This is a genomic window from Enterobacter sp. ECC-175, assembly GCF_043968675.1.
Lineage (GTDB): Bacteria > Pseudomonadota > Gammaproteobacteria > Enterobacterales > Enterobacteriaceae > Enterobacter.
This window is the reverse complement of record NZ_CP143776.1, coordinates 2,749,917-2,771,882: the sequence shown is the minus strand read 5'-3', so window position 1 is coordinate 2,771,882 and position 21,966 is coordinate 2,749,917. Positions and strand designations below refer to the sequence as shown.

Here is a 21,966-nt window from a genome sequence, read left to right as displayed (position 1 = left end):
TGAATGAGCTTCGCGCTCGGCGAAATGACGGCAGGAAAGAACGCACAGCCTAAACAAAAACGGTTAAGAATCCAATTGTTGGCCGGTGATTATATGAACAAAGTGGAAAATATTTTCTGTCGACCAGAACGGCCTGAAAGTGGTGTAAAGATAGGTATGTCGCGCGTAAAAAAATGCCCCGGCAGGACATCAACAGCCGGGGCTTAACGAGGGAGTTATTTTACGCTGACATCAATACCCGGGAAGTACTTATCAGCGAGTTTCGCTATCGTGCCGTCGGCGCGAACTTTATCTATCGCGGCATCGAGCTGCTTTTTGGTGGCGTCGTCACCCTTGCGCAGCCCGAAGCCGATCCCGCTGCCGAGGATGGTGTCGTCCGACACCGGTTTGCCGATAAAGCCAAACCCTTTGCCCTGCGGCTTGCTGAGGAAACCGGCCTGCCCGGCCGCGGACATCACCAGCGAAGCGTCGATGCGGCCGTTCAGCAGATCTCCCCACGCCATGTTCTGATCTTTATAAGACACCACGGTGACGCCCTGCTTTTCCCAGTGCTCTTTGGCGTAGGTTTCCTGAATCGAACCCTGCAGCACGCCGATCGTTTTGCCCTTCAGGCCTTCCGGCGTTGCCTCTAACGCCGCACCGGCTTTTCCGACCAACTGGGACGGAATGCGGTAGATGGGCTGCGTGAAATCGATGCTTTTGCGGCGCTGGTCGGTGATGTTCATCGCGGAATTGATCGCATCAAATTTTTTCGCCACCAGCCCCGGAATCAAGGCGTCGAACGAGGTTTCAACCCAGCTGCACTTCAGCGCCGCGGCTTTGCAGATGGCGTTGCCCAGCTCCACGTCAAACCCTTCCAGCTCACCGGAGGCATTGCGGCTCTCGAACGGCGGATATTCCGCTTCCAGACCGTAGCGCAGCTCGGTGGCCGCAAGCGACGAGAACGAGCACAGCAGACCGATGCCAACAGCTAACGCGCGTAATTTCATATCAAACTCCTCAGCGTGGTTTAACCCGGCACAGGGCCTGGGCACCTGCCCGTAACGTCGCCTCGTCTTTGGCAAACGAAAGGCGAATCAATTTGTTATCCGTACCGTCGGCGTAAAAGGCCGACAGGGGTATGGTTGCAACGCCGCACTCGGTAATCAGACGCTTCACCATCTCGCTGTCGCTCTCATCGCTGAAACGGCTGTAGTCTGCCAGCAGGAAGAACGATCCGGCGCTCGGCAGCAGCGTAAACGGAGACTCGGCCAGCAGGCTTTGCAGCAGATCGCGCTTGCGCTGATAAAACGCCGCCAGCGACAGCCAGGTTTGCGGGTCTGTCATGTGCTCGGCAAAGGCGTGCTGCATGGGCGTATCGGCAGAAAACATCAAAAATTGATGCACCTTGCAGATTTCGTCCATCAGCTCGGCGGGCGCGACGCAGTAGCCGACCCGCCAGCCGGTCACGTGATAGGTTTTGCCAAACGACGAAATAATCACGCTGCGCTCAGCCAGCTGCGGGTGCGTTGCCATGCCGTGATGCGGCTCGCCGTCAAACACCACGTGCTCATACACTTCGTCCGACAAAATAATGATATCGGTATTGCGGGTCAGCGCCGCCAGCTGCTCAAGATCGTTCGCCGAAAAAACCTGACCGCTTGGGTTATGCGGCGTGTTGACGATGATCATCCGCGTGCGCGGAGTGATCGCGGCGCGCACCTCGTCCCAGTTCACCGCAAAGTCCGGCACCGTCAGCTTAATCGCGACGGGTCTCGCCCCCTGCAAACGCACGATCGGCGCGTAGCTGTCGAATGAGGGTTCAAAATAAATCACCTCGTCGCCCGGATGCACCAGCCCGCTGATTGCCGAGTACAGCCCTTCGCTGGCGCTGGCGGTTACCAGCACTTCGCTGCCGGGATCGTAGCGCGTTCCGTACAGCGCGGCGATTTTATCCGCGATGCGCTCCCTGAGCGGCTGAAGGCCGGTCATCGCGGCGTACTGGTTATTCCCGGTCTCCATGGCGCGGGTCACCCCGGCGACCAGCTTAGGATCGCAGGAAAAATTAGGTGCCCCCTGAGAAAGGTTAATGGCGTTATGCTCTGCGGAAAGCTGGCCGATAACGGTGAAAATGGTGGTGCCCACATCGGGCAATTTTGAACGGGTTTGCACCGGAGTTCGTAATGTCATCCTGTATCCCTTCTCATGGCTATTGCATAACTATTCAAACAACATCACCGCTGTCGGGACAATCGAATTGTTGTCATAATAGCCATGATAAAAACGCATAGCTGGGGAAATGTATGTCACGCCGTTCGTTCCCGCTGAATGCCGTCGACGCCTTTTTAAAAACGGCGCGGCATTTAAACCTGACCCACGCGGCCAAAGAGCTGTGCCTGACGCAGGGCGCCGTGAGCCGAAAAATTGCCGCCCTTGAGGCGTGGTTCGGCTTTCCGCTGTTCGAGCGCCACGCCCGCGGCCTGCGCCTGTCGTCTCAGGGAAGCGCCCTGCTTCCGGAACTGCAGTCCGCCTTTGAACATCTGCTGACCGTAGCCGAACAGGCGCGCGCGCAGCAAACCGTGATCCGGCTCAAGGCGCCGACCTGCGCCATGCGCTGGCTGGTGCCGCGGCTGCTGAAGGTGGAGCGGGAACAGCCGGATTTGCAAATTGCGCTGACCGTCACGACCGATCATCACGTCAACTTCAAAACGGAGTCCTACGACGCGGCCATCGTGTTTGGCACCCACACGAGCGCGGGCGATCTGCTGTTTGAAGAGGCGTTAACCCCGGTGTTCAGCCCGCTGCGCGCGGGCGTGCCGTTGGAATCATTGACCTTACTGCACCCCACGCGGGACAAAACCGACTGGTCGCTCTGGCTGGCAAAGCAGCCTATGGCTACGGTTGCCATGCATAAAAATCAACACTTCGACACCATGGACCTCGCCATCACTGCCGCAATTCAGGGGCTGGGCGTTGCCATTGCGGACGAAACGCTGGTGGAGGAGGACGTCCGCGCCGGACGGCTGACGCGGCCATTTGCACATAGCGTTCAAACCGGGGCGAGCTACCGGCTGGTGTGCCGCGCTGCGCCGAACGACGAAAACGGACTCTCGGCCTTTCGCGACTGCCTGCTTAATCGAGGCTAACGTGGTGTTTCATCACCCGCTTGAACAGGCTCATGCGCGCGCGCATAAAGCGATTTTCCAGCCTGAAGCCCGCATGTTTATTCACGCCGATGCGTAACAGCACATCTCGACCCTTGCGGCAGGCGGGCCAGCGCGTCGGCCCCGGCAGGCTGTCGCGAGCGCCCGCATCGCGTGCAAAACTCACCCAGTAGTCGGCCACATGGGCGGCAAACGCCAGATCGCGTTCGTTAACGTACTGCCGGGAAGGTTCCACCTCTCCGAGCGTGTCGAAGACGTAGGGTACCTCGTTGCCGTGCCAGGCCCCGTTGGCATAGGTGGCGTGCTCCGCTTCGGCAACATAGTCGAACCAGTAGCGCCAGCAAAGCCCGCCCGCGCGCTGCTGCGCCTGCATCACCACGTATCCGAGCGTGGTGAAGGCCATATCGCGACACACCTGCCTGCCCAGCTCCTCATCGCCCTTCACGCCGGGATAGAGCAGCTTAATTAGCCCCAGGCCAAACCGCCTTTCGCGGCGCAGCTTTTGAATTTGCCCGGCGAGATCGACGCCAAACACCGCCATTACGCTGGCTTCGTCGCTGTTCGACCCGACCATAATCGGTACCGGGTGCTGGCGGGCGGCGAAAAACACGTCAAGCATCGCCTCCGGCAGCACGCAATCGCCGACGATCGGCGCGGGCGCGATGTTCAGCGGTGACGTCAGCGGCCAGAAGGCCTCGGGAGGCAGCGCGCGCAGCTGCTCGGCGGTGGCGTTTTCCAGCCCAAAATGGGCGGCGATCGCCTCTCCTTTTTGCAGCGCGGCGCTGCGCGGGGTATCGGGTAAGGTATAGCCGCTCTGAATAATCGCCTTGTGGAATAAGCCTTTTGCCAGCGGCGAGGCCAGCAGAGACAGCACGCTGCGCGCGCCAGCCGACTCGCCAAACAGGGTGATGTTGTCCGGGTCACCGCCGAAAATCGAAATATTGTCCCGCACCCAGTTCAGCGCGGCGATTTGGTCGAGCAGCGCAAAGTTATGCACCACGCGGTCTTCTTCCCCCTCCAGCGCCGGATGGGCAAAAAAGCCGAGATGGCCGAGACGATAGTTAAGCGTGACGACCACCGCGCCGCGCTGCGCCAGCGCCCTGCCGTTGTACGGCGGAAGGCTGCCCGCGCCGAGGGTAAAGCCCCCGCCGTGCAGCCAGACCATCACGGGAAGCGGTGCCGGGCGGTTCGCAGGCGACCAGACGTTAAGGTAAAGGCAGTCTTCGGAAAACGGCCCCGGATCGCCGCCGCCAAGATCCTCACAGTACTCGCGGCTTTGCCAGCTTGACGCGGAATACGCCGTAGCCTGCCGCACGCCTTCCCAGGGCTCTGGCGGACGCGGCGATCGCCAGCGCCACTCGCCCACGGGCGGAGAGGCATAGGGAATGCCGCACCAGACGTGGACATTTTCATCGGTAAAACCAATCAGTGCGCCCTGGCGCGTTTCAACCACAGGGGCGGAGGGATTCTGCATAACCACCTTCTTTTTCCATCACACCCCTGCAGAGTAACGGTTTCAGAGCAAACCGCAACGCTGTTTACTGCGCGCTTCCGCCTCCTGATAGAGGGTGAATTCGTCCAGCACCGGGCTGCCGAGGGCCGCTTCGAACGCGTCGCGGCTGGCGTTGCCGTGGCTGCGCGCCTGGGTTTCGTTGCCCAGGTTAGACTGAAATATTCCTGCCGCGCTGACGGGCAGAAAGTCCTCGTAGGTAATCGGCTGGGCGATTACCCACCCGCGCTCGATGAGCGGCTGCGGATCGTCGCCCGCGCGAAACGCGTGGCGGTGCGCTTCGCCCGCGGGCGTCAGGCGGTAGCGGAAATAGGCCAGCCCCTGGCGGCGCAAGAACATTTCGCTGTCCGGGAAGGCGCTAAACACCTCGCGCAGCTGAAGCTGGTGCGTCAGGTTATCTTTCCCCGTCCCCGCCTGCCCCAGCAGGCTATCGTACAGCTCGCGTCCTTTTGGGGTGAGCGCCACCCCACGCTGCTCAATTTCACCGAAGCGCGCGGTGTGCGTACCTTTGTGCTCACCGGCGAAAAGCACCGGCTCCTCCAGCGCCTTGAAGCTGGTCTGGCGCAGCAGGATCGGCACCTCGCGGCGCGGCGGCCCTTCAATCAGGATCTTGGGTTCGATGCCGTATTTCGGCATCAGCTCCTGCACCCGGTCAATGTCCAGCGTCCGCGGCGTGAGGTGGTTAATGTGGCAGCCCGGGAAGCACACCACGTCGGCGATCAGGCGATGCTCGTTGCTCAGCGCCTGATAGGTTTCCTGGTCCACGGTCGCGTGTCGGTGCCAGCGGAAGGTTTCCAGCGCTTCCTTAACAAACTCGCGCGCCTGCGCCTCGGTAAACTCTCCCGCCGATTCATGCAGGTCGAGAAGCTCAAGGCAGCGCGGGGTAAAGATATGTCGACGGGACAGGATCGCCGCCGCCCGATCGCGCAGCGCGGCGTTTTCAATCAGCTCAAGGCGCAGCAGCGAGGTAAATATGCGAAACGGATTGCGGCAGAGCGCCGCGTCGTCGACGGGGCGAAACGCCGTGGAGTGGACGGGAACGCCCGCCTGGGAGAGATCGTAATAGCTGACCGGGTACATGCCCATAATGGCAAACATTCGGCGCAGCGTAGCGAGCTCCCGCGCGGTACCCACGCGGATCGCGCCGTGCCGCTCGACGTTCAGCCGCGCCAGCTCGTCGGCATTGGCCAGCTGTTCATGTAAAAGGGGATTATCCTCAAGCACCGCCAGGTTTACGTCGGCTACCAGCTCCAGCAGCGTGCCGTACTGCGGAACTTCCTGCTGGTACATCGCCGACATTGCCTGCGAAAAATGCTCCCGAATATCATCAGCCGTGATGGTGTTCGCCATGATGTCATATCTCCAGTGAATACTACCTGGAGTGTAGAGAAACCCGTTCCTTCCGGCGGGAAGAATTTACAAAGTGTGATCTTTGAACATGAGTGGTCAAACCCTGTACGGCGGGAGGCGTCTGAAACTTTTTAGTTTCGCTTTGCCGTTTCGCTTTCTCCACGTTGCGCCACTTTATTTCTCACGCTGCGTTAATGAGAATAATCTGGTCCATCAACAATTATTCTCAGATGATATTTTTAAAAACCAGATAAAGAAGACCCACTTAACGCTTATTGCGTCAAAAATATATTTCCATGAAACGCAACGCTAACGCCAAAAAATATTATCATAACGAAGCGCGGGTTTACAAAACGCATTTGACGGATGGCCATATCCAACTACAGTTATAACTCGAACGACGACGGATACGGATTATTTTCGTATCTTACTGACATAACCAATATATGAGGTTTTATATGGCAGAGCATCGTGGTGGTTCCGGTAATTTCGCGCAGGACCGTGAAAAAGCATCTGACGCCGGACGCAAAGGCGGTCAGCACAGCGGCGGGAATTTTAAAAATGATCCGCAACGCGCATCTGAAGCCGGCAAGAAAGGCGGAGAAAATAGCCACGGCGGAGGCCGTAAGTCTGATAAATCCTGACCGAAATAACGACTTTTGCATTTATTTATGAAAGCAGGCTGCGGGTCCAAGGGTCCGCAGTTCCCTCTTCTTTTGTCCAGGAACTCCAATATGAATATGAAAACTCTTGAAGACGTCTTTATCCATCTCCTGTCAGATACCTATAGCGCAGAAAAACAGCTTACGCGTGCATTAAGCAAACTTTCTCGCGCCGCCTCAAGTGAAAAACTCAGCGCCGCGTTTACAGCCCACCTGGAAGAAACTCACGGTCAAATTGAACGTATTGACCAGATCGTAGAGCAGGAATCAGGTATCAAAATTAAACGCATGAAGTGCGTTGCAATGGAAGGCCTCATTGAAGAGGCTAATGAAGTGGTTGAAAGTACCGAAAAGAATGAAGTTCGCGATGCTGCATTAATTGCCGCAGCGCAAAAAGTCGAGCACTACGAAATAGCCAGCTACGGCACCCTGGCCACCCTGGCAGAACAGCTCGGCTATAAAAAAGCCGTTAAGCTTCTGGTTCAAACGCTTGAAGAAGAAAAAAGCACCGACCTTAAACTCACCGATCTTGCCGTAGGAAATATTAATCAAAAAGCGCAATAATCTCGCTTTTTTCAGGTTTAATTTAATGAGCATCAGTTTCAAATTAATTATACGATGCCATTTAACGGCATAAGTAATAGAGCGCATTCCGGCAATCCATTCTGTATTCAAATACGCAGACTTACCTGAGGAACTGACTATGAATCACGTAGAACACTACCACGACTGGCTACGCGATGCCCATGCGATGGAAAAGCAAGCCGAATCCATGCTCGAATCGATGGCCAGCCGTATTGACAACTACCCTGACCTTCGCGCCCGTATTGAACAGCACGTTAATGAAACGAAGCGTCAAATAACGCTGCTGGAAGAAATCCTCGATCGCAACGATATTTCCCGCTCGGTCTTAAAAGACTCCATGAGCAAAATGGCGGCGCTCGGCCAGTCTATCGGCGGCATGTTCCCCTCGGATGAGATCGTCAAAGGCTCCATCAGCGGATACGTCTTCGAGCAGTTTGAAATTGCCTGCTACACTTCATTACTGGCGGCCGCGAAAAAAGCGGGCGACACCGCGTCCATCCCCGCGATTGAAAGCATTCTGGCAGAAGAGCGTGAGATGGCCGACTGGCTGATCCGCCATATTCCGCAAACGACGGAGCAGTTCCTGATGCGCTCCGACGCGGACGGCGTTGAAGCTAAAAAATAGCCGTTTCCTTATATGAGGCATGGCCCATGTTCGAACTCGACGCGTTTCATCTGGCCAGAATTCAGTTCGCCTTTACCGTCTCTTTCCACATTCTCTTCCCTGCCATCACCATTGGGCTTGCCAGCTATCTGGTGGTGCTTGAGGGGATGTGGCTACGCACCAAAAACGACGTCTGGTGTTCGCTGTATCACTTCTGGCTTAAGATATTCGCCGTTAATTTCGGCATGGGCGTGGTGTCCGGGCTGGTCATGGCGTACCAGTTTGGCACCAACTGGAGCGGCTTTTCCCAGTTTGCGGGCAGTATCACCGGCCCGCTGCTCACCTACGAAGTCCTTACCGCCTTTTTCCTCGAAGCAGGTTTCCTCGGCGTCATGATGTTCGGCTGGAACAAAGTTGGCCCGGGGCTACACTTCTTTTCCACCTGTATGGTGGCGCTCGGCACGCTGATGTCGACCTTCTGGATCCTCGCCTCGAACAGCTGGATGCATACGCCGCAGGGTTTCACTATCGAGAACGGGCAGGTCATTCCGCAGGACTGGCTGGCGATCGTATTTAACCCCTCATTCCCGTACCGCCTCATTCATATGGCCATTGCCGCGTTTCTGAGCAGCGCGCTGTTTGTCGGCGCGTCGGGGGCATGGCACCTGCTGCGCGGTAACGATACCCCGGCCATCCGCACCATGTTTTCTATGGCGATGTGGATGGCGCTGCTGGTGGCCCCTGTTCAGGCAGTGGTCGGCGATATGCACGGCCTGAACACGCTGGAGCATCAGCCCGCTAAAATTGCCGCCATTGAGGGGCACTGGGAAAATCCGCCCGGCGAGGCCACCCCGCTGCTGCTGTTTGGCCTGCCGGATATGGAAGAGGAGCGCACCAAATACGGCCTGGCGATCCCCGCGCTCGGCAGCCTGATCCTGACGCATAGCCTGGATAAACAGGTTCCGGCGCTGAAGGATTTCCCGAAAGAAGATCGCCCAAACTCGACCATCGTTTTCTGGTCATTCCGCATTATGGTCGGCATGGGCCTGCTGATGATAACCCTCGGTTTGCTCAGCGTCTGGCTGCGCTATCGCCAGCGGCTTTACCACTCGCGCCCGTTCCACTGGTTTGCCCTCTGCATGGGGCCTGCCGGGCTGCTGGCGCTGCTTGCCGGCTGGGTGACCACCGAAGTCGGCCGTCAGCCGTGGGTCGTCTATGGCTACCTGCGCACCCTCGACGCGGTATCACTCCACAGTACCCTGCAGATGAGCATCAGCCTGCTGGCCTTCTTCGTTGTCTACTCGTCGGTGTTTGGCGTGGGCTATGTGTACCTCATCCGGCTGATCAAGAAAGGGCCGCAGCCCGTCGATACGCTGACGTCAAACACCTCGGGCACCCCTGCCCGTCCGCTTTCTGCCGCTGAGTCTGTTCCTGAAGAGGAGAGGATCTGATGGGCGTCGATATCGCTGTGGTCTGGTTTGCCATCATCGTCTTTGCCACGCTGATGTATATCATCATGGATGGCTTTGATTTGGGCATCGGTCTGCTGTTTAACTTCGTAGGCGATGCCAGAGAGCGCGATGTGATGGTCAACAGCGTGGCGCCCGTGTGGGACGGCAACGAAACCTGGCTGGTCCTCGGCGGCGCGGGGTTGTTCGGCGCTTTTCCGCTGGCCTATGCGGTGATTATTGATGCGCTGACGATTCCCCTTACCGCGATGCTGATCGGGCTCATTTTCCGCGGCGTGGCGTTCGAGTTTCGCTTTAAGGCAACGCCGTCGCACCGCAAATTCTGGGATTATTCATTTGCCGGCGGCTCGCTGCTCGCCACCTTTAGCCAGGGGATCGTCGTTGGCGCGGTAATCAACGGCTTTGACGTGGAGGGGCGACGGTTTGTGGGCTCTGCGCTTGACTGGCTGACGCCCTTCAATCTTTTCTGCGGTGTCGGGCTGGTCGTGGCCTATACCCTGCTGGGCACCACGTGGCTGATTATGAAAAGCGAAGGCTCGCTGCAGGCCCGCATGCGCGAGCTGACCCGCCACGTGCTGCTGGCGCTGGTGATGGTTATCGCGGTGGTCAGCGTCTGGACGCCGCTTGGCTGGCAGTACGTGGCCGATCGCTGGTTTACCTTGCCCAACTTCTTCTGGTTCCTGCCTGTTCCCCTGCTGGTTGGGCTTTTTACCGTGCTGATCTGGCGGCTGACGCGCAATCCGGATAGCCATTCACGCCCCTTCCTGCTAACGCTGGGGCTGATCTTCCTCGGGTTTAGCGGCCTGGGTATCAGCCTGTGGCCGAACATTATTCCTCCGCGCATCACGCTATGGGAGGCCGCGGCTCCGCCGGCAAGCCAGCTATTTATGCTGGTTGGGACATTACTGATTATTCCCGTCATCCTGGTCTATACCGCCTGGAGCTACTACGTTTTCCGGGGCAAAGTGTCTGATACGGAGGGCTATCACTGAGGACGGAATGGCAGCCTTGCCGCCTTCGCGTGAGCTCAGCTGAGAGGGCGTTCCGACAGAATTGTCACCAGCTCGGCCAGCGAATAATGGACCGCTTTTTCCACGACGTCCTGACAGTCGCCGGAGAAAAGAACGGTGCGGGTTTGCGATTCGCCGCGTATGTTCCAGCCAAAGCAGACGGTCCCAGCCGCCGTGCCATCGTCGCCCCCTTCCGGGCCCGCATATCCGCTAATGGCAATGCTAAGATCCGCCTGAGCGATGTCGCGGATGCTGGCGGCCATCTCGGTCACCGTCCGCTCACTGACGGCGGTATAGCGCGCCAGCGTTTCAGGACTAACGCCGAGGATCCGCGATTTGGCCTCGTCGCTGAACACAACCAGTCCAACGTCATAGAAATCGGCCGTGTTCTCTTCAGCGCAGAGCGCCACCGAAAGTTTTCCACCGGTGCAGGATTCCGCCGTGGTCAAGCGCAGCCCGGCATCGGTTAATTTGCTCGCCAGCGTTTTCGTTAATTCACTGACGGTATAATGACTGTCGTGAAAAAGATTGCTCATCTTGCCGCCTCTTATTTCTCGAAGGGAATGATCGAAATATGCCCATTACGTTCAAGTATGGCATATTTGATCTCACTCATCTCCGTAATGCCGTTATTCTGGCGCGCGGACACCAGTATATCCTCACAGGATACATCGACTTTTTTAAGTTTATCGGCTGCAGGTACGCCGTTCTCAACCAGAATGACAGGGGTTCCATCAAGAATATTCTCCACCGGGGAAAAATATTTCTTCATAAGGCCAAATATAATGTCCACCACCACGAGCGTGGTAATGGTAACCATCGCACCGGTGACGGAAAAATCTTGTCCCAGAAGCGCCTGCTGCGTGGCCTCACTAATTATCAAAAGAAGGATGAGATCGAAGCTGGTCATCTGCAGCAGCGCCCGCCGCCCGGCCACTTTAAACACCACGACAAGGAAAAGGTAAATAGCCAACGCACGAAAGACCATATCCATATCAGCCTCCTAGGGGTAGATAAATTGCCAGATGTTAATTTCCGGCTCGTCGTTGACGCGGAGGATCGTGTGCCATTTACCGGCTCTGGACGGTGTCGTGAAGAGTAGTATGGAGAAGCTGTCTGACTTTTTAAGGCTGTTATAAACAAAATAGAGGGTATTTCCGCGGCTAAACATGGCGTCCGGCTGCGGCCAGACGCTGCCAGGCTCGTAAACATCGCTGCTCTCGCTGGTCATACTAAGAACATACTTCCCCTCTGTTTTCACCGGGAACGCCAGCGCCATCCGCGTCTCGGTCTCACGCCGCCCGAAGCGTTCATAGTTTATGCTCAGTGATGCAGCGGAATTTTTCCTGACCGTATCGCTTATCCACCCGCGTGAAAACAGACCGGCGATCGCCGCGATAATAATACCCAGCAGTACAATAAAACCTACCTGACGAAACGCGTATTCAAACGACAGCAAGCGATAACTTTCATCTACCCCAGGCAGCTTTTGATTTTCACGTTTCATGGCCATCGTCACCGTTTCGCTTATTATCCGATATTTTTGATTTTCAACGCGAATGCTTTTAGGACTTATTACATTTGCCACATAAAGGAATAGCAACAATACTTAACAAGTCAAGGCATGATTAAATAAAGGATAGCAAATGAAATTAGCTCCCGTTTCCGCTTTACTGATATTTCTGGTTCCTGCCGCCTGGGCCGATAATAACGGCGGCCTACAAAAGGGTGACGCACCGCCGCCGCCGCACGCGCTGGATAGTGGATATCGTGGAACCGAGGACGCGCGAATGATGACCATCGAACAGGCAAAAGAAATGCACGACGGTGCGACTATTTCATTGCGCGGTAATCTTATTGAGGGTAGCGGCGATAAATATGTTTTTCAGGATAAAACTGGAAAAATCGACGTTATTATTCCGCAGGCAGTCTTCGATGGCAGAACGGTAAAACCCGACCAGATGATCGGTATCAATGGTTCACTTGACAAAAAATCCTCGCCTGCCGTCGTTCGTGTCGATCGTTTACAAAAATGATCGCTAAAGCGTTAACGCTGCAACTATCCATCAAGGCTTAAGGAGTCAGCTATGAGTGATACTTCACAACGTAAGAACGCTTATCCGCAACCCCCTTTCCCGGAGCAGCCACAATCGCCGCCGGGGCTGGCGTCAGAAATGCAACCCGTCCCTGACCACGGGGAAAATAGCTACAAAGGACACGGTCGCCTCGCAGGGAAAAAAGCGCTGATTACCGGCGGCGACTCGGGTATTGGCCGCGCGGTAGCCATCGCCTATGCCCGCGAAGGGGCCGACGTCGCCATCAACTACCTGCCGGAAGAGGAAAAAGACGCCGCAGAGGTCATTGACCTGATCAAAGCGGAAGGACGCAACGCCGTCGCGCTGCCGGGAGATATCCGGGACGAAACCTTCTGTACGAAGTTGGTAGAGGAAGCCGTCTCTCAACTGGGCGGACTGGATATTCTGATCAATAACGCAGGCCGTCAGCAGTACCGTGAATCCCTGGAAGAGCTGACCACAGAAGACTTTGACGCCACGTTTAAAACTAACGTCTACGCCCCCTTCTGGATCACAAAGGCGGCGTTGCGCCACCTGAAAGCGTCCTCGGTTATCATTAATACCTCCTCCGTTCAGGCGGTGAAGCCCAGCGCCGGTCTCCTGGACTACGCCCAGACCAAGGCCTGTCTGGCCGTGTTTACCAAATCCTTAGCCAAACAGCTGGGCCCGAAAGGTATTCGCGTTAATGCGGTAGCACCAGGCCCTTACTGGACGGTTCTGCAGCCAAGCGGCGGTCAGCCGATGGAAAAAGTGAAGGAGTTTGGCGGCGACACCCCGCTGGGACGCCCGGGTCAACCCGTCGAGATTGCCCCGCTTTACGTTACGCTGGCCTCGGATGAATGTTCATTTGCGTCCGGCCAGGTGTGGTGTTCTGACGGCGGTGACGGCGTGATCTAACGGGAAAGTGATTTCCCCCCCCCCCCGCAATGAGCAGTAAATGAACAAGGACGTTCATTACCCCCGCCGTTGAAAAAAATGTTGTAACTCAAACAGATCAAATGTTAAAAATATTTTGCTATCTGGTTATCAAAATTAAACAACTTCACTTGTCACCCGCATCGCTCTGTTTTTAACATCGCCTATGGAAAAAAATGGTCTGTTCAGTCAGCGCATACGCTTGCGCCATTTGCATACTTTTGTGGCCGTCGCCCAACAGGGAACGCTGGGGCGTGCGGCTGAAACCCTTAACCTGAGCCAGCCTGCGCTCTCCAAAACCCTCAACGAGCTGGAGCAGCTTACCGGCACCCGCCTGTTCGACCGCGGTCGCCTCGGCGCGCAGCTTACCCTTGTTGGCGAACAGTTCCTGACGCATGCGGTAAAAGTGCTCGACGCGCTGAACACGGCGGGCCAGGCGCTGAACCGCAAAGAGCCGCAGGCGAACGACATTGTCCGCATCGGCGCGCTGCCGACGGCGGCGCTGGGCATTTTGCCAGCCGTAATCGGCCAGTTCCACAAGCAGCAAAAAGAGACCACCCTGCAGGTCGCCACGATGAATAACACCATGCTGCTGGCGGGCCTGAAGTCCGGCGAGCTGGATCTGGGAATCGGCCGTATGTCGGACCCGGAGCTCATGACCGGCCTCAGCTACGAGCTGCTGTTCCTCGAATCGCTCAAGCTGGTTGTACGCCCTAATCACCCGCTGCTGCACGACACCGTGACCCTGAGCCGCGTGATGGAGTGGCCGGTTGTGGTGTCTCCGAAAGGCACCGTACCGCGGGACAACGCGGAGGCACTCCTGCAGCTTCAGGGCTGCACGCTGCCGTCCGGCTGCATTGAAACCCTCTCGGCCTCGCTTTCTCGCCAGCTCACCGTCGACTATGACTACGTCTGGTTCGTGCCGTCCGGTGCGGTCAAAGACGATCTGCGCCACGGCACGCTAACGGCGCTTCCCGTGGCCTCGCCCGGAGCCGGCGAACCGATCGGCATTCTCACGCGCGTGGATGCGCCGCTCTCATCGGGCGCGCAGGCGCTGCTCAGCGCCATTCGTAAATCCATGCCCGCCTGAATCTCATCCCCTGACCCTCTCCCCCCCAAAGGGGTGAGGGGAACGTCCCGTGCGCTAATCATTAAATGCGAAATCACTCATTAACAATTGCGCAAAACAATTTAACAGTTTTATGATATGCGCATTCACCATATGGTTCGCAATAACATCCAAAAAGGTGAATTCAACGCAATAATTTGGCATAAAACAACATTTCTCTCGTCAGGGTTTATCCATTTGGTACACGCTGCACGGACCGGAAAAGACGTGAGTATTTAAGGAGACAGAAATGGCTAATGGCAGTGCGCCGCGCGGGGCCCCTCGGGTTCTTCAGTGGCTCCTCGCCGGACTGATGGCAATCATCGGTCTGGCTATAGGTGGATTGGGCCTCAAGCTCGCCACCGTAGGCGGAAGCTGGTACTTCCTGATCGTAGGAATCGTGATGGTGGTTTCCGCCGTCCTGATTTTCCTCAACCGCACCAGCGGTATCGTGCTTTACGCCGTGGCGTTTATCGCCTCGCTATTCTGGGCGGTGAGCGACGCGGGCTGGGACTTCTGGCCGCTTTTCTCACGCCTGTTTACCCTTGCGGTGCTGGCGTTCCTTTGTGCCCTCGTCTGGCCTTATCTGCGCGCGGCACAGCGCGGTGCGCCCGTCGCCAAAGCCCCTGCGTTCGGGGTGGCGGCCGTGCTGGCCGTCGCCATGCTGGCAAGCCTGGGCTGGATGTTTAAGCCGCAGACGCTGGTCGCGGCGAACGAGGCGGTTCCGGTTAAGCCCGTCGTCCCTGGCGAAGAGCAAAAGAACTGGGAGCACTGGGGCAACACCACCCACGGCGATCGCTTCGCCGCGCTCGATCAGATCAACAAGCAAAACGTGAATGATCTCAAGGTCGCCTGGGTTGCGCACACGGGAGACATTCCGCAGAGCAACGGCTCCGGCGCGGAAGATCAAAACACCCCGCTTCAGGTAGGCGATACGCTTTACGTGTGCACGCCGTACAGCAAGGTGCTGGCGCTGGACGTGGATTCCGGCAAAGAGAAATGGCGCTACGATTCAAAAGCCACCGCGCCTAACTGGCAGCGCTGCCGCGGCCTGGGCTATTATGAAGAGCACCAGAACGTGACAACGTCACAGGAAGCGACGCAGCCTGCGGCCTGTCCGCGCCGCCTGTTCCTGCCGACGACCGATGCCCGCCTGATTGCCATCAATGCCGATAACGGCAAGGTCTGCGAAGACTTTGGCGATCGCGGCACTGTCGATCTGAGCGTCGGGATGGGTGAAATCAAGCCGGGCTACTACCAGCAGACCTCAACGCCGCTGGTGGCGGGCAATGTGGTGGTGGTCGGCGGACGCGTGGCGGATAACTTCTCTACCGGCGAACCGCCGGGCGTGGTCCGCGCCTACGACGTTCACTCCGGGAAGCTGGCGTGGGCGTGGGACCCGGGCAACCCGAACCTGACCGGCCTGCCGCCTGAAGGGCAAACCTATACGCGCGGTACGCCAAACGTCTGGTCAGCCATGTCTTACGACGCAAAGCTTAACCTGATCTATCTCCCGACCGGTAACGCCACGCCTGACTTCTGGGCCGGTGAGCGCACCGCGCTGGACGATAAATACAGCTCCTCCGTTGTGGCGGTAGATGCCACCACCGGCAAGGTACGCTGGCACTTCCAGACGACGCACCACGACCTGTGGGACTTCGACCTGCCGTCCCAGCCGCTGCTGTACGACCTGCCTGACGGTAAGGGCGGCACCACGCCGGTGCTGGTCCAGACCAGCAAGCAGGGCATGATCTTCATGCTCAACCGCGAAACCGGCAAGCCGGTTGCGAAAGTGGAAGAGCGCCCCGTTCCCGTCGGTAACGTCGAAGGCGAGCGCTATTCCCCTACCCAGCCGTATTCCGTCGGCATGCCGATGATCGGCAACCAGACGCTGACCGAATCCGACATGTGGGGCGCGACGCCTGTCGATCTTCTGCTGTGCCGCATTCAGTTTAAAGAGATGCGCCATCAGGGCATCTTTACGCCACCGGGCCTGGACCGCTCGCTGCAGTTCCCCGGCTCTCTCGGCGGGATGAACTGGGGCAGCGTGTCGGTTGACCCGAACAACGGCCTGATGTTCGTGAACGACATGCGCCTGGGCCTGGCAAACTACATGGTTCCTCGCGCTAACGTGGCGAAGGACGCCAGCGGCATCGAGATGGGCATTGTGCCGATGGACGGTACGCCGTTCGGCGCCATGCGCGAGCGCTTCCTGTCTCCGCTGGGCATTCCGTGCCAGAAGCCGCCGTTCGGCACGATGTCAGCCGTTGACCTGAAGTCAGGCAAGCTGGTGTGGCAGGTTCCGGTTGGTACCGTTGAAGACACCGGTCCGCTGGGGATCCGCATGCACATGCCGATCCCAATCGGCATGCCAACCCTCGGTGCGTCGCTTTCTACGCAGTCCGGCCTGCTGTTCTTCGCCGGCACGCAGGATTTCTACCTGCGCGCGTTCGATACCGCGACCGGGAAAGAGATCTGGAAAGACCGTCTGCCGGTGGGAAGCCAGTCCGGCCCGATGACCTACGTTTCGCCGAAAACCGGCAAGCAGTACATCATCATCAACGCCGGCGGCGCGCGCCAGTCGCCGGACCGCGGTGATTACATCATCGCGTACGCGTTACCCGATAAGAAATAAAGCAAAAGGGACCGAAAGGTCCCTTTTTTTTGCCCTTACGCGGGCTTACAGGCTTGATGCTGTAGGTCGGTTAAGCGCAGCGCCACCCGACACCTGCGAAAGGCTCAAAACGTCTCCCAATTCTCCCCGGAGACTGCCGCCGCAGGGCGTAGCGCTGCACTCTGCAGGACAGGCGCAGATGCCGGAACGCGGTTCGGCTTCGCGCCGCCTAAGCGAAACGCGCCCACCGCCTCCGTCAGGCGCGCGCCCTGTTCTTCCAGAGACGCCGCTGCCGCCGACGCTTCTTCCACCAGCGAGGCGTTCTGCTGCGTCACTTTATCCATCTCGGAAATGGCCTGGCTCACCTGCACAATGCCGCGGCTCTGCTCGTCGGAGGCCGCCGCAATCTCCAGCATGATATCGGTGACGCGCTTCACGGCGTCGACGATTTCGTTCATGGTGTTGCCTGCCGCCACGACTTCGCCCGAGCCCTGGTCGATCAGCGTGACGGACTCGTTAATCAGGCCCTCAATCTCCTTCGCCGCGTTGGCGCTGCGGCTGGCCAGCGTGCGCACCTCGCTTGCGACCACGGCGAATCCGCGCCCCTGTTCGCCCGCGCGCGCGGCCTCTACGGCGGCGTTCAGCGCCAGAATGTTGGTCTGGAACGCGATGCTGTTAATCACCGCGGTAATTTCAGAGATTTTCTTCGAGCTGCTGGAGATGTTGCCCATGGTTTTTACCACGCCGGAGACCATCTGGCCGCCGCGGCTGGCCTTGCCGGAGGCATCCTCCGCCAGCTTGCTGGCATGGTGCGCGTTATCGGCGTTCTGCTTCACGGTCGCCGTCAGCTGCTCCATGCTCGCGGCGGTCTGCTCAATCGCCGCGGCCTGCTGCTCGGTGCGTGAAGAGAGGTCGGTATTGCCCGCCGAGATCTCGCTGGTGCCGCGGTAGATCTCCTCGGCGCCCTGGCGCACGGTACCTACGGTGTTCGCCAGCGAATGCTGCATGGTTTGCAGGTCGCGCGTCAGGTGGCCAATTTCGCTGCGGCCTGCCGCATCGTCCGGCATCGTCAGGTCGCCTTTGGCGATGTTCTCGATGCGTTTTGCCGCGCGCTGCAGAGGGTGTATCACCGTCCTGCGCAGCACGACGAAGGTCATCGCCGTCAGCAGCAGCGCCAGCACGAACGCGCCGAGCATGAACCCTAGCCCAAGCTGCGTGCGCTTATGCGCGAGGGTCGTCAGCGCGCTGGCCCGATCGGTGCGGATCTTAATCGCCTTCAGCAGCACGGCGTTGTAGGCATCGTCCAGCGGGCGGGCGGATTCATTTTCGTGATTGATGATGGCCTCAAACATGCCGTTTTTGGCAAACTTGAGCATCGGCTGCAGCCCGGCGATATAGGCGTCGTAGCGCGCCTTTAAATCCGCGTCCAGGGCTTCATCCGCAGGCGTGCGCACGCTGCGGTTCATGTAGGCAGTAAAGCTGTCCTGCGACTGCTTAATGCGCGTTTCCGCCTCACGGATGTTTTGCTTCATCGCGTCCATTTCGGCGATACGGCTCGCGGCACCCGCGTGGATCAGGTTGATGCGCGCCGTGCGGAGATGGTTAGAGCTGTTCGACAGCCCCATGCGCACCTGAATTTCAGACGTAACGTCCTGCTGATCGGTATCCGCCTGCAGCAGGAAGTATCCCGCCAGGCCGGAGCTCAAGGCAAACAGAAGGATAATGCCACCGAGAATGGAGGAAAACAGCGGAACCAGCCGGATATGATGCAGGAAGCCCAGCGTGCGCTTCGCCTGCATCGTTGTTGTGTTGTCCATGACCGTCGACTCTCTTTATAGGTAAGATGCGCAAAAACACGCCTGTAAAAGAGTCATCGGCACGGCTGGAGATTTGCTTACGGCTAAAAGCGCAAGGCAGGTCACACTTTAGAGAAGATTGTTGCGAAAACGCCAGCGGCAAAAACCGCTGGCAGAAGCGTTACTTATCGCCGAAGTGAATCACGGTACGAATGGATTTGCCTTCGTGCATCAGATCGAACGCCTCGTTGATCTGCTCCAGCGGCAGGCGGTGGGTGATGAACGGATCGAGCTGAATTTTGCCGACCATCGCCTCTTCCACCATGCCCGGCAGCTGGGTGCGCCCTTTCACGCCGCCGAACGCCGAGCCGCGCCACACGCGCCCGGTCACCAGCTGGAACGGACGGGTTTTGATCTCCTGGCCCGCGCCCGCCACGCCGATGATGATGCTTTCGCCCCAGCCCTTGTGGCAGCATTCCAGCGCGGAGCGCATAACGTTCACGTTGCCGATACACTCAAAGCTGAAGTCAACGCCGCCGTCGGTCAGCTCAACAATCACGTCCTGAACCGGCTTGTCGTAGTCTTTCGGGTTGATGAAGTCGGTCGCGCCCATTTCGCCCGCCAGGGTGAACTTCTCCGGGTTGGTGTCTACCGCAATGATGCGGCCCGCCTTCGCCTGCACCGCGCCCTGGATGACCGCCAGGCCAATCCCGCCGAGGCCAAACACCGCTACGGTATCGCCCTCTTTGACCTTCGCCGTGTTGTGTACCGCGCCGATGCCGGTCGTCACGCCGCAGCCCAGCAGGCAGACTTTGTCCAGCGGCGCCTGCGGGTTAACTTTGGCCAGCGAGATTTCTGCGCAGACGGTGTATTCGCTGAAGGTGCTGGTGCCCATGTAGTGGTAGATAGGCTCGCCGTTGTATGAGAAGCGGGTGGTGCCGTCCGGCATCAGGCCTTTGCCCTGAGTCGCGCGAACCGCCTGGCAAAGGTTGGTTTTGCCGGATTTACAGAACTTACACTCGCCACACTCGGCGGTGTACAGCGGGATCACGTGGTCGCCCGGCTTCAGGCTGGTCACGCCCTCGCCCACTTCCATCACGATGCCGCCGCCCTCGTGGCCAAGCACTGCCGGGAATACGCCTTCCGGATCGTCACCGGAAAGGGTGAACGCATCGGTATGGCATACGCCGGTGTGGGTAATTTTGATCAGCACTTCGCCCTTTTTCGGCGGCGCGACGTCGATTTCAACGATTTTTAACGGCTGGCCGGGGCCAAACGCAACGGCTGCGCGTGATTTCATAATGACTTCCCTTATGTGATGACTGTGGATTTATTTTAGATAAGAGCGCAGCAAATGGCCGACTTCTGCCATCCGTACCGCCCGCTGATCCGGGGTTGTCTCCCCCGTCACCAGCTCGTCTTTGAGGTGAATTTCAACCATTTCGCCCATCAGGCCGTTGGCGGCCCCGCGAACGGCCGCGATTTGTTGCAGGATAGCCAGGCACGGATCGCCGGACTCCAGCGCGCGCTCAAGCGCATCAACCTGCCCGCGTATGCGGCGAACGCGGGTCAGAATACGTTTTTTATCTTCGGGTGAGTGTGGCATACGCGCCTCCTGATACTGTAGGGGGGTATAGTAAATATTTATGCCAAGGGTGTAAACCTTTCTGGTTTGGCTGTGCTGACAGCCGAGGGCCGCCAGGGCAAAAACCATTCTGAATGATTATCCTAACAGACTGATTTATATCTATTTAATATAACACGAAAGGTAAAAATATATCTCTTCGGGAAGCGTTTAGTGGGTGGCGTTTTTATTTAAAAAAGGAGTTTTAGAATGGCAATACGCGCATATTTATGGCTGAAGGACGACGGTGGTGCAGACATTATAGGCGCAGTAGACGTAAAGGATCGTGAAGGAAGTATCGAAGTGTTGGGGTTTGGACATGGTCTGCATCTCCCTACTGACAATAACACCGGGAAAATTACGGGCACGCGCGTCCACAGCGCCCTGGTATTTGAAAAGGAGTTTGATAGCGCAAGCCCCTATCTCTATAAAGCTGTCGCAACGGGCCAAACGCTCAGCTCCGCTGAGTTTAAGTGGTACAAAATTAACGACGCGGGCCAGGAAGTGGAATACTTCAATATGCTGCTTGAGGACGTAAAAGTCGTCACGATTTGTCCGTTAATGCATGACGTAAAAAACCCGGCAACGGAAAAGCATAATCATCTAGAAAATATCTCGCTACGTTACGAAAAAATCACGTGGAAACATTGCGACGGTAATATAATTTTCAAAGATTCCTGGAACGACCGCTGATGAATCTTCTGCAATGCTATTTCCATCTGAATGGCGGAAAATATGGAACACTGGCTGTACCGTGTACAGGGTATTTCCCTGCATTCTCTGGTAATGGCAGCGCGACGAATGACCCTGACAGCGCGAATGTTCCGAACATCGGCCCCCTTCCGCCTGGCCGCTACTATATTCTTTTGCGGGAACGCGGCGGTTGGTTTACTCAAACAAAAGACAGCGTTAACGCGTTCTTTACAGGTTCAAATCGAAGTGAATGGTTTTCATTGTACCGCGATGATGGGTCAATAAATGACGAGACATTTATTGATAGCGTCAGGCGCGGTGAATTTCGGCTCCATCCGATTGGGCCATCGGGACTGAGTAAGGGATGTATTACCTTGTACAGCCAGAGTGATTTTCACATTCTCGCCTCCGCCCTGCTTCGAACGGGTGGAATGTACCTTGGTAATTTCATGATTGCGCATGGCGTTGTGCAGGTGTACTAATGAAAATCATGTTCCTGGTTTTATTGTGGCTTGCAGTAACCTTCCTGACGATGCTCTCTCTCTACAGATTCGTGCCCCCTGAAACACAATATGCTATGGCGGAGTACTTTGGGTTTTACGGGGATGAGCGGGTAATGGATTTTGTTTTGTACTGTTTTTTCGCTATAGCAATTAGCGTTGCCAGCGCGTCCACGTTCTGTGCATTTTTACTGTTGCGTAAATAATTCAGGCGGGCAGCGGGTCTGCCCGCTATTTGCTCCGCTATTGGCTAACAACGGTTTTATCGACCCTTACTTTTTCCCTTCACACTGCCCTAAGCGCAAAGA

23 protein-coding genes are annotated in these 21,966 nt (G+C 57.3%); 13 read left to right on the top strand and 10 right to left on the bottom strand.

The features are described from left to right. Positions 1 to 215: 215 nt before the first annotated feature. The gene (locus tag V1599_RS13260) at positions 216 to 989 is read right to left on the bottom strand and encodes a transporter substrate-binding domain-containing protein (RefSeq protein ID WP_112009973.1); all 774 of its coding nucleotides are present in this window, start codon (positions 987 to 989) and stop codon (positions 216 to 218) included. 10 nt (positions 990 to 999) lie between these two features. After that, entirely contained in the window at positions 1,000 to 2,169 is a 1,170-nt protein-coding gene (locus V1599_RS13255; RefSeq protein ID WP_112009972.1) for a pyridoxal phosphate-dependent aminotransferase, read from the bottom strand. Positions 2,170 to 2,282: 113 nt separating this feature from the next. Here V1599_RS13255 and V1599_RS13250 point away from each other — a divergent pair, with 113 nt between their 5' ends. Next, positions 2,283 to 3,125 carry a LysR family transcriptional regulator gene (locus tag V1599_RS13250; protein ID WP_112009971.1) on the top strand — a complete coding sequence of 281 codons (843 nt, stop codon included), beginning with the start codon at positions 2,283 to 2,285 and terminating at the stop codon, positions 3,123 to 3,125. Here the strand turns inward: V1599_RS13250 and V1599_RS13245 are convergent. Together V1599_RS13245 and V1599_RS13240 are read right to left on the bottom strand one after the other, a co-directional pair. Next, positions 3,112 to 4,617 (bottom strand): carboxylesterase/lipase family protein, encoded by a 1,506-nt coding sequence (locus V1599_RS13245; RefSeq protein ID WP_112009970.1) that lies wholly within the window; start codon positions 4,615 to 4,617, stop codon positions 3,112 to 3,114. The genes V1599_RS13250 and V1599_RS13245 overlap by 14 nt on opposite strands. 42 nt (positions 4,618 to 4,659) lie before the next feature. Then, positions 4,660 to 6,003 (bottom strand): VOC family protein, encoded by a 1,344-nt coding sequence (locus V1599_RS13240; RefSeq protein WP_112009969.1) that lies wholly within the window; start codon positions 6,001 to 6,003, stop codon positions 4,660 to 4,662. 458 nt (positions 6,004 to 6,461) lie between these two features. Here V1599_RS13240 and V1599_RS13235 point away from each other — a divergent pair, with 458 nt between their 5' ends. The 5 genes from V1599_RS13235 (at position 6,462) to cydB (ending at position 10,315) form a co-directional block, all read left to right on the top strand. After that, positions 6,462 to 6,647 (top strand): general stress protein, encoded by a 186-nt coding sequence (locus tag V1599_RS13235; RefSeq protein ID WP_112009968.1) that lies wholly within the window; start codon positions 6,462 to 6,464, stop codon positions 6,645 to 6,647. A gap of 90 nt (positions 6,648 to 6,737) precedes the next feature. Further along, a complete protein-coding gene (locus tag V1599_RS13230; protein ID WP_112009967.1) occupies positions 6,738 to 7,229 on the top strand; it encodes a ferritin-like domain-containing protein in 492 nt (163 codons plus the stop codon). 139 nt (positions 7,230 to 7,368) lie between these two features. Then, entirely contained in the window at positions 7,369 to 7,875 is a 507-nt protein-coding gene (locus tag V1599_RS13225; RefSeq protein ID WP_112009966.1) for a ferritin-like domain-containing protein, read from the top strand. Positions 7,876 to 7,901: 26 nt separating this feature from the next. Then, positions 7,902 to 9,305 carry a cytochrome ubiquinol oxidase subunit I gene (locus tag V1599_RS13220; RefSeq protein WP_395300205.1) on the top strand — a complete coding sequence of 468 codons (1,404 nt, stop codon included), beginning with the start codon at positions 7,902 to 7,904 and terminating at the stop codon, positions 9,303 to 9,305. Next, positions 9,305 to 10,315, top strand: a complete 1,011-nt coding sequence (cydB, locus tag V1599_RS13215; RefSeq protein ID WP_112009964.1) for a cytochrome d ubiquinol oxidase subunit II — start codon at positions 9,305 to 9,307, stop codon at positions 10,313 to 10,315. The genes V1599_RS13220 and cydB overlap by 1 nt, the downstream gene beginning before the upstream one ends. Positions 10,316 to 10,350: 35 nt before the next feature. On the opposite strand, the gene V1599_RS13210 is transcribed toward cydB, so the two are convergent. Genes V1599_RS13210 through V1599_RS13200 form a run of 3 tightly spaced genes read right to left on the bottom strand, consistent with a single transcriptional unit; the run spans position 10,351 to position 11,840 of the window. Next, the gene (locus V1599_RS13210) at positions 10,351 to 10,869 is read right to left on the bottom strand and encodes a 2-oxo-tetronate isomerase (RefSeq protein ID WP_112009963.1); all 519 of its coding nucleotides are present in this window, start codon (positions 10,867 to 10,869) and stop codon (positions 10,351 to 10,353) included. 11 nt (positions 10,870 to 10,880) lie between these two features. Next, positions 10,881 to 11,327, bottom strand: a complete 447-nt coding sequence (locus V1599_RS13205) for a DUF421 domain-containing protein (RefSeq protein WP_112009962.1) — start codon at positions 11,325 to 11,327, stop codon at positions 10,881 to 10,883. Between the two features lie 9 nt (positions 11,328 to 11,336). After that, positions 11,337 to 11,840, bottom strand: coding sequence for a hypothetical protein (locus V1599_RS13200; protein WP_112010156.1), 504 nt, complete (start codon positions 11,838 to 11,840; stop codon positions 11,337 to 11,339). Between the two features lie 139 nt (positions 11,841 to 11,979). On the opposite strand from V1599_RS13200, the gene V1599_RS13195 reads away from it, so the two are divergent. The 4 genes from V1599_RS13195 (at position 11,980) to V1599_RS13180 (ending at position 17,066) form a co-directional block, all read left to right on the top strand. After that, entirely contained in the window at positions 11,980 to 12,369 is a 390-nt protein-coding gene (locus V1599_RS13195; protein ID WP_395300204.1) for a YdeI family stress tolerance OB fold protein, read from the top strand. Positions 12,370 to 12,420: 51 nt separating this feature from the next. After that, a complete protein-coding gene (locus tag V1599_RS13190) occupies positions 12,421 to 13,305 on the top strand; it encodes an SDR family oxidoreductase (RefSeq protein WP_395300203.1) in 885 nt (294 codons plus the stop codon). 184 nt (positions 13,306 to 13,489) lie between these two features. Then, positions 13,490 to 14,413, top strand: coding sequence for a LysR substrate-binding domain-containing protein (locus tag V1599_RS13185; protein ID WP_112009959.1), 924 nt, complete (start codon positions 13,490 to 13,492; stop codon positions 14,411 to 14,413). A gap of 268 nt (positions 14,414 to 14,681) precedes the next feature. Then, entirely contained in the window at positions 14,682 to 17,066 is a 2,385-nt protein-coding gene (locus V1599_RS13180) for a glucose/quinate/shikimate family membrane-bound PQQ-dependent dehydrogenase (RefSeq protein WP_395300202.1), read from the top strand. A 104-nt stretch (positions 17,067 to 17,170) separates the two neighbouring features. Here V1599_RS13180 and V1599_RS13175 read toward each other — a convergent pair whose 3' ends face one another. The 3 genes from V1599_RS13175 to V1599_RS13165 form a co-directional block, all read right to left on the bottom strand. Then, positions 17,171 to 18,862: a methyl-accepting chemotaxis protein gene (locus tag V1599_RS13175; protein ID WP_395300201.1), complete on the bottom strand. Its 1,692-nt coding sequence runs from the start codon at positions 18,860 to 18,862 to the stop codon at positions 17,171 to 17,173. A 160-nt stretch (positions 18,863 to 19,022) separates the two neighbouring features. After that, positions 19,023 to 20,141, bottom strand: a complete 1,119-nt coding sequence (locus tag V1599_RS13170) for an S-(hydroxymethyl)glutathione dehydrogenase/class III alcohol dehydrogenase (RefSeq protein WP_395300200.1) — start codon at positions 20,139 to 20,141, stop codon at positions 19,023 to 19,025. Between the two features lie 30 nt (positions 20,142 to 20,171). Beyond that, positions 20,172 to 20,447 (bottom strand): metal/formaldehyde-sensitive transcriptional repressor, encoded by a 276-nt coding sequence (locus V1599_RS13165; RefSeq protein WP_003857256.1) that lies wholly within the window; start codon positions 20,445 to 20,447, stop codon positions 20,172 to 20,174. A gap of 228 nt (positions 20,448 to 20,675) precedes the next feature. Here V1599_RS13165 and V1599_RS13160 point away from each other — a divergent pair, with 228 nt between their 5' ends. The 3 genes from V1599_RS13160 to V1599_RS13150 are packed head-to-tail and all read left to right on the top strand — an operon-like array spanning position 20,676 to position 21,864. Continuing rightward, positions 20,676 to 21,158: an Hcp family type VI secretion system effector gene (locus V1599_RS13160; RefSeq protein ID WP_112009955.1), complete on the top strand. Its 483-nt coding sequence runs from the start codon at positions 20,676 to 20,678 to the stop codon at positions 21,156 to 21,158. Beyond that, the gene (locus V1599_RS13155) at positions 21,158 to 21,640 is read left to right on the top strand and encodes a DUF2778 domain-containing protein (RefSeq protein ID WP_112009954.1); all 483 of its coding nucleotides are present in this window, start codon (positions 21,158 to 21,160) and stop codon (positions 21,638 to 21,640) included. The genes V1599_RS13160 and V1599_RS13155 overlap by 1 nt, the downstream gene beginning before the upstream one ends. Continuing rightward, positions 21,640 to 21,864: a hypothetical protein gene (locus V1599_RS13150; RefSeq protein WP_112009953.1), complete on the top strand. Its 225-nt coding sequence runs from the start codon at positions 21,640 to 21,642 to the stop codon at positions 21,862 to 21,864. Before V1599_RS13155 ends, V1599_RS13150 begins: the two co-directional genes overlap by 1 nt. Positions 21,865 to 21,966: the final 102 nt, after the last annotated feature.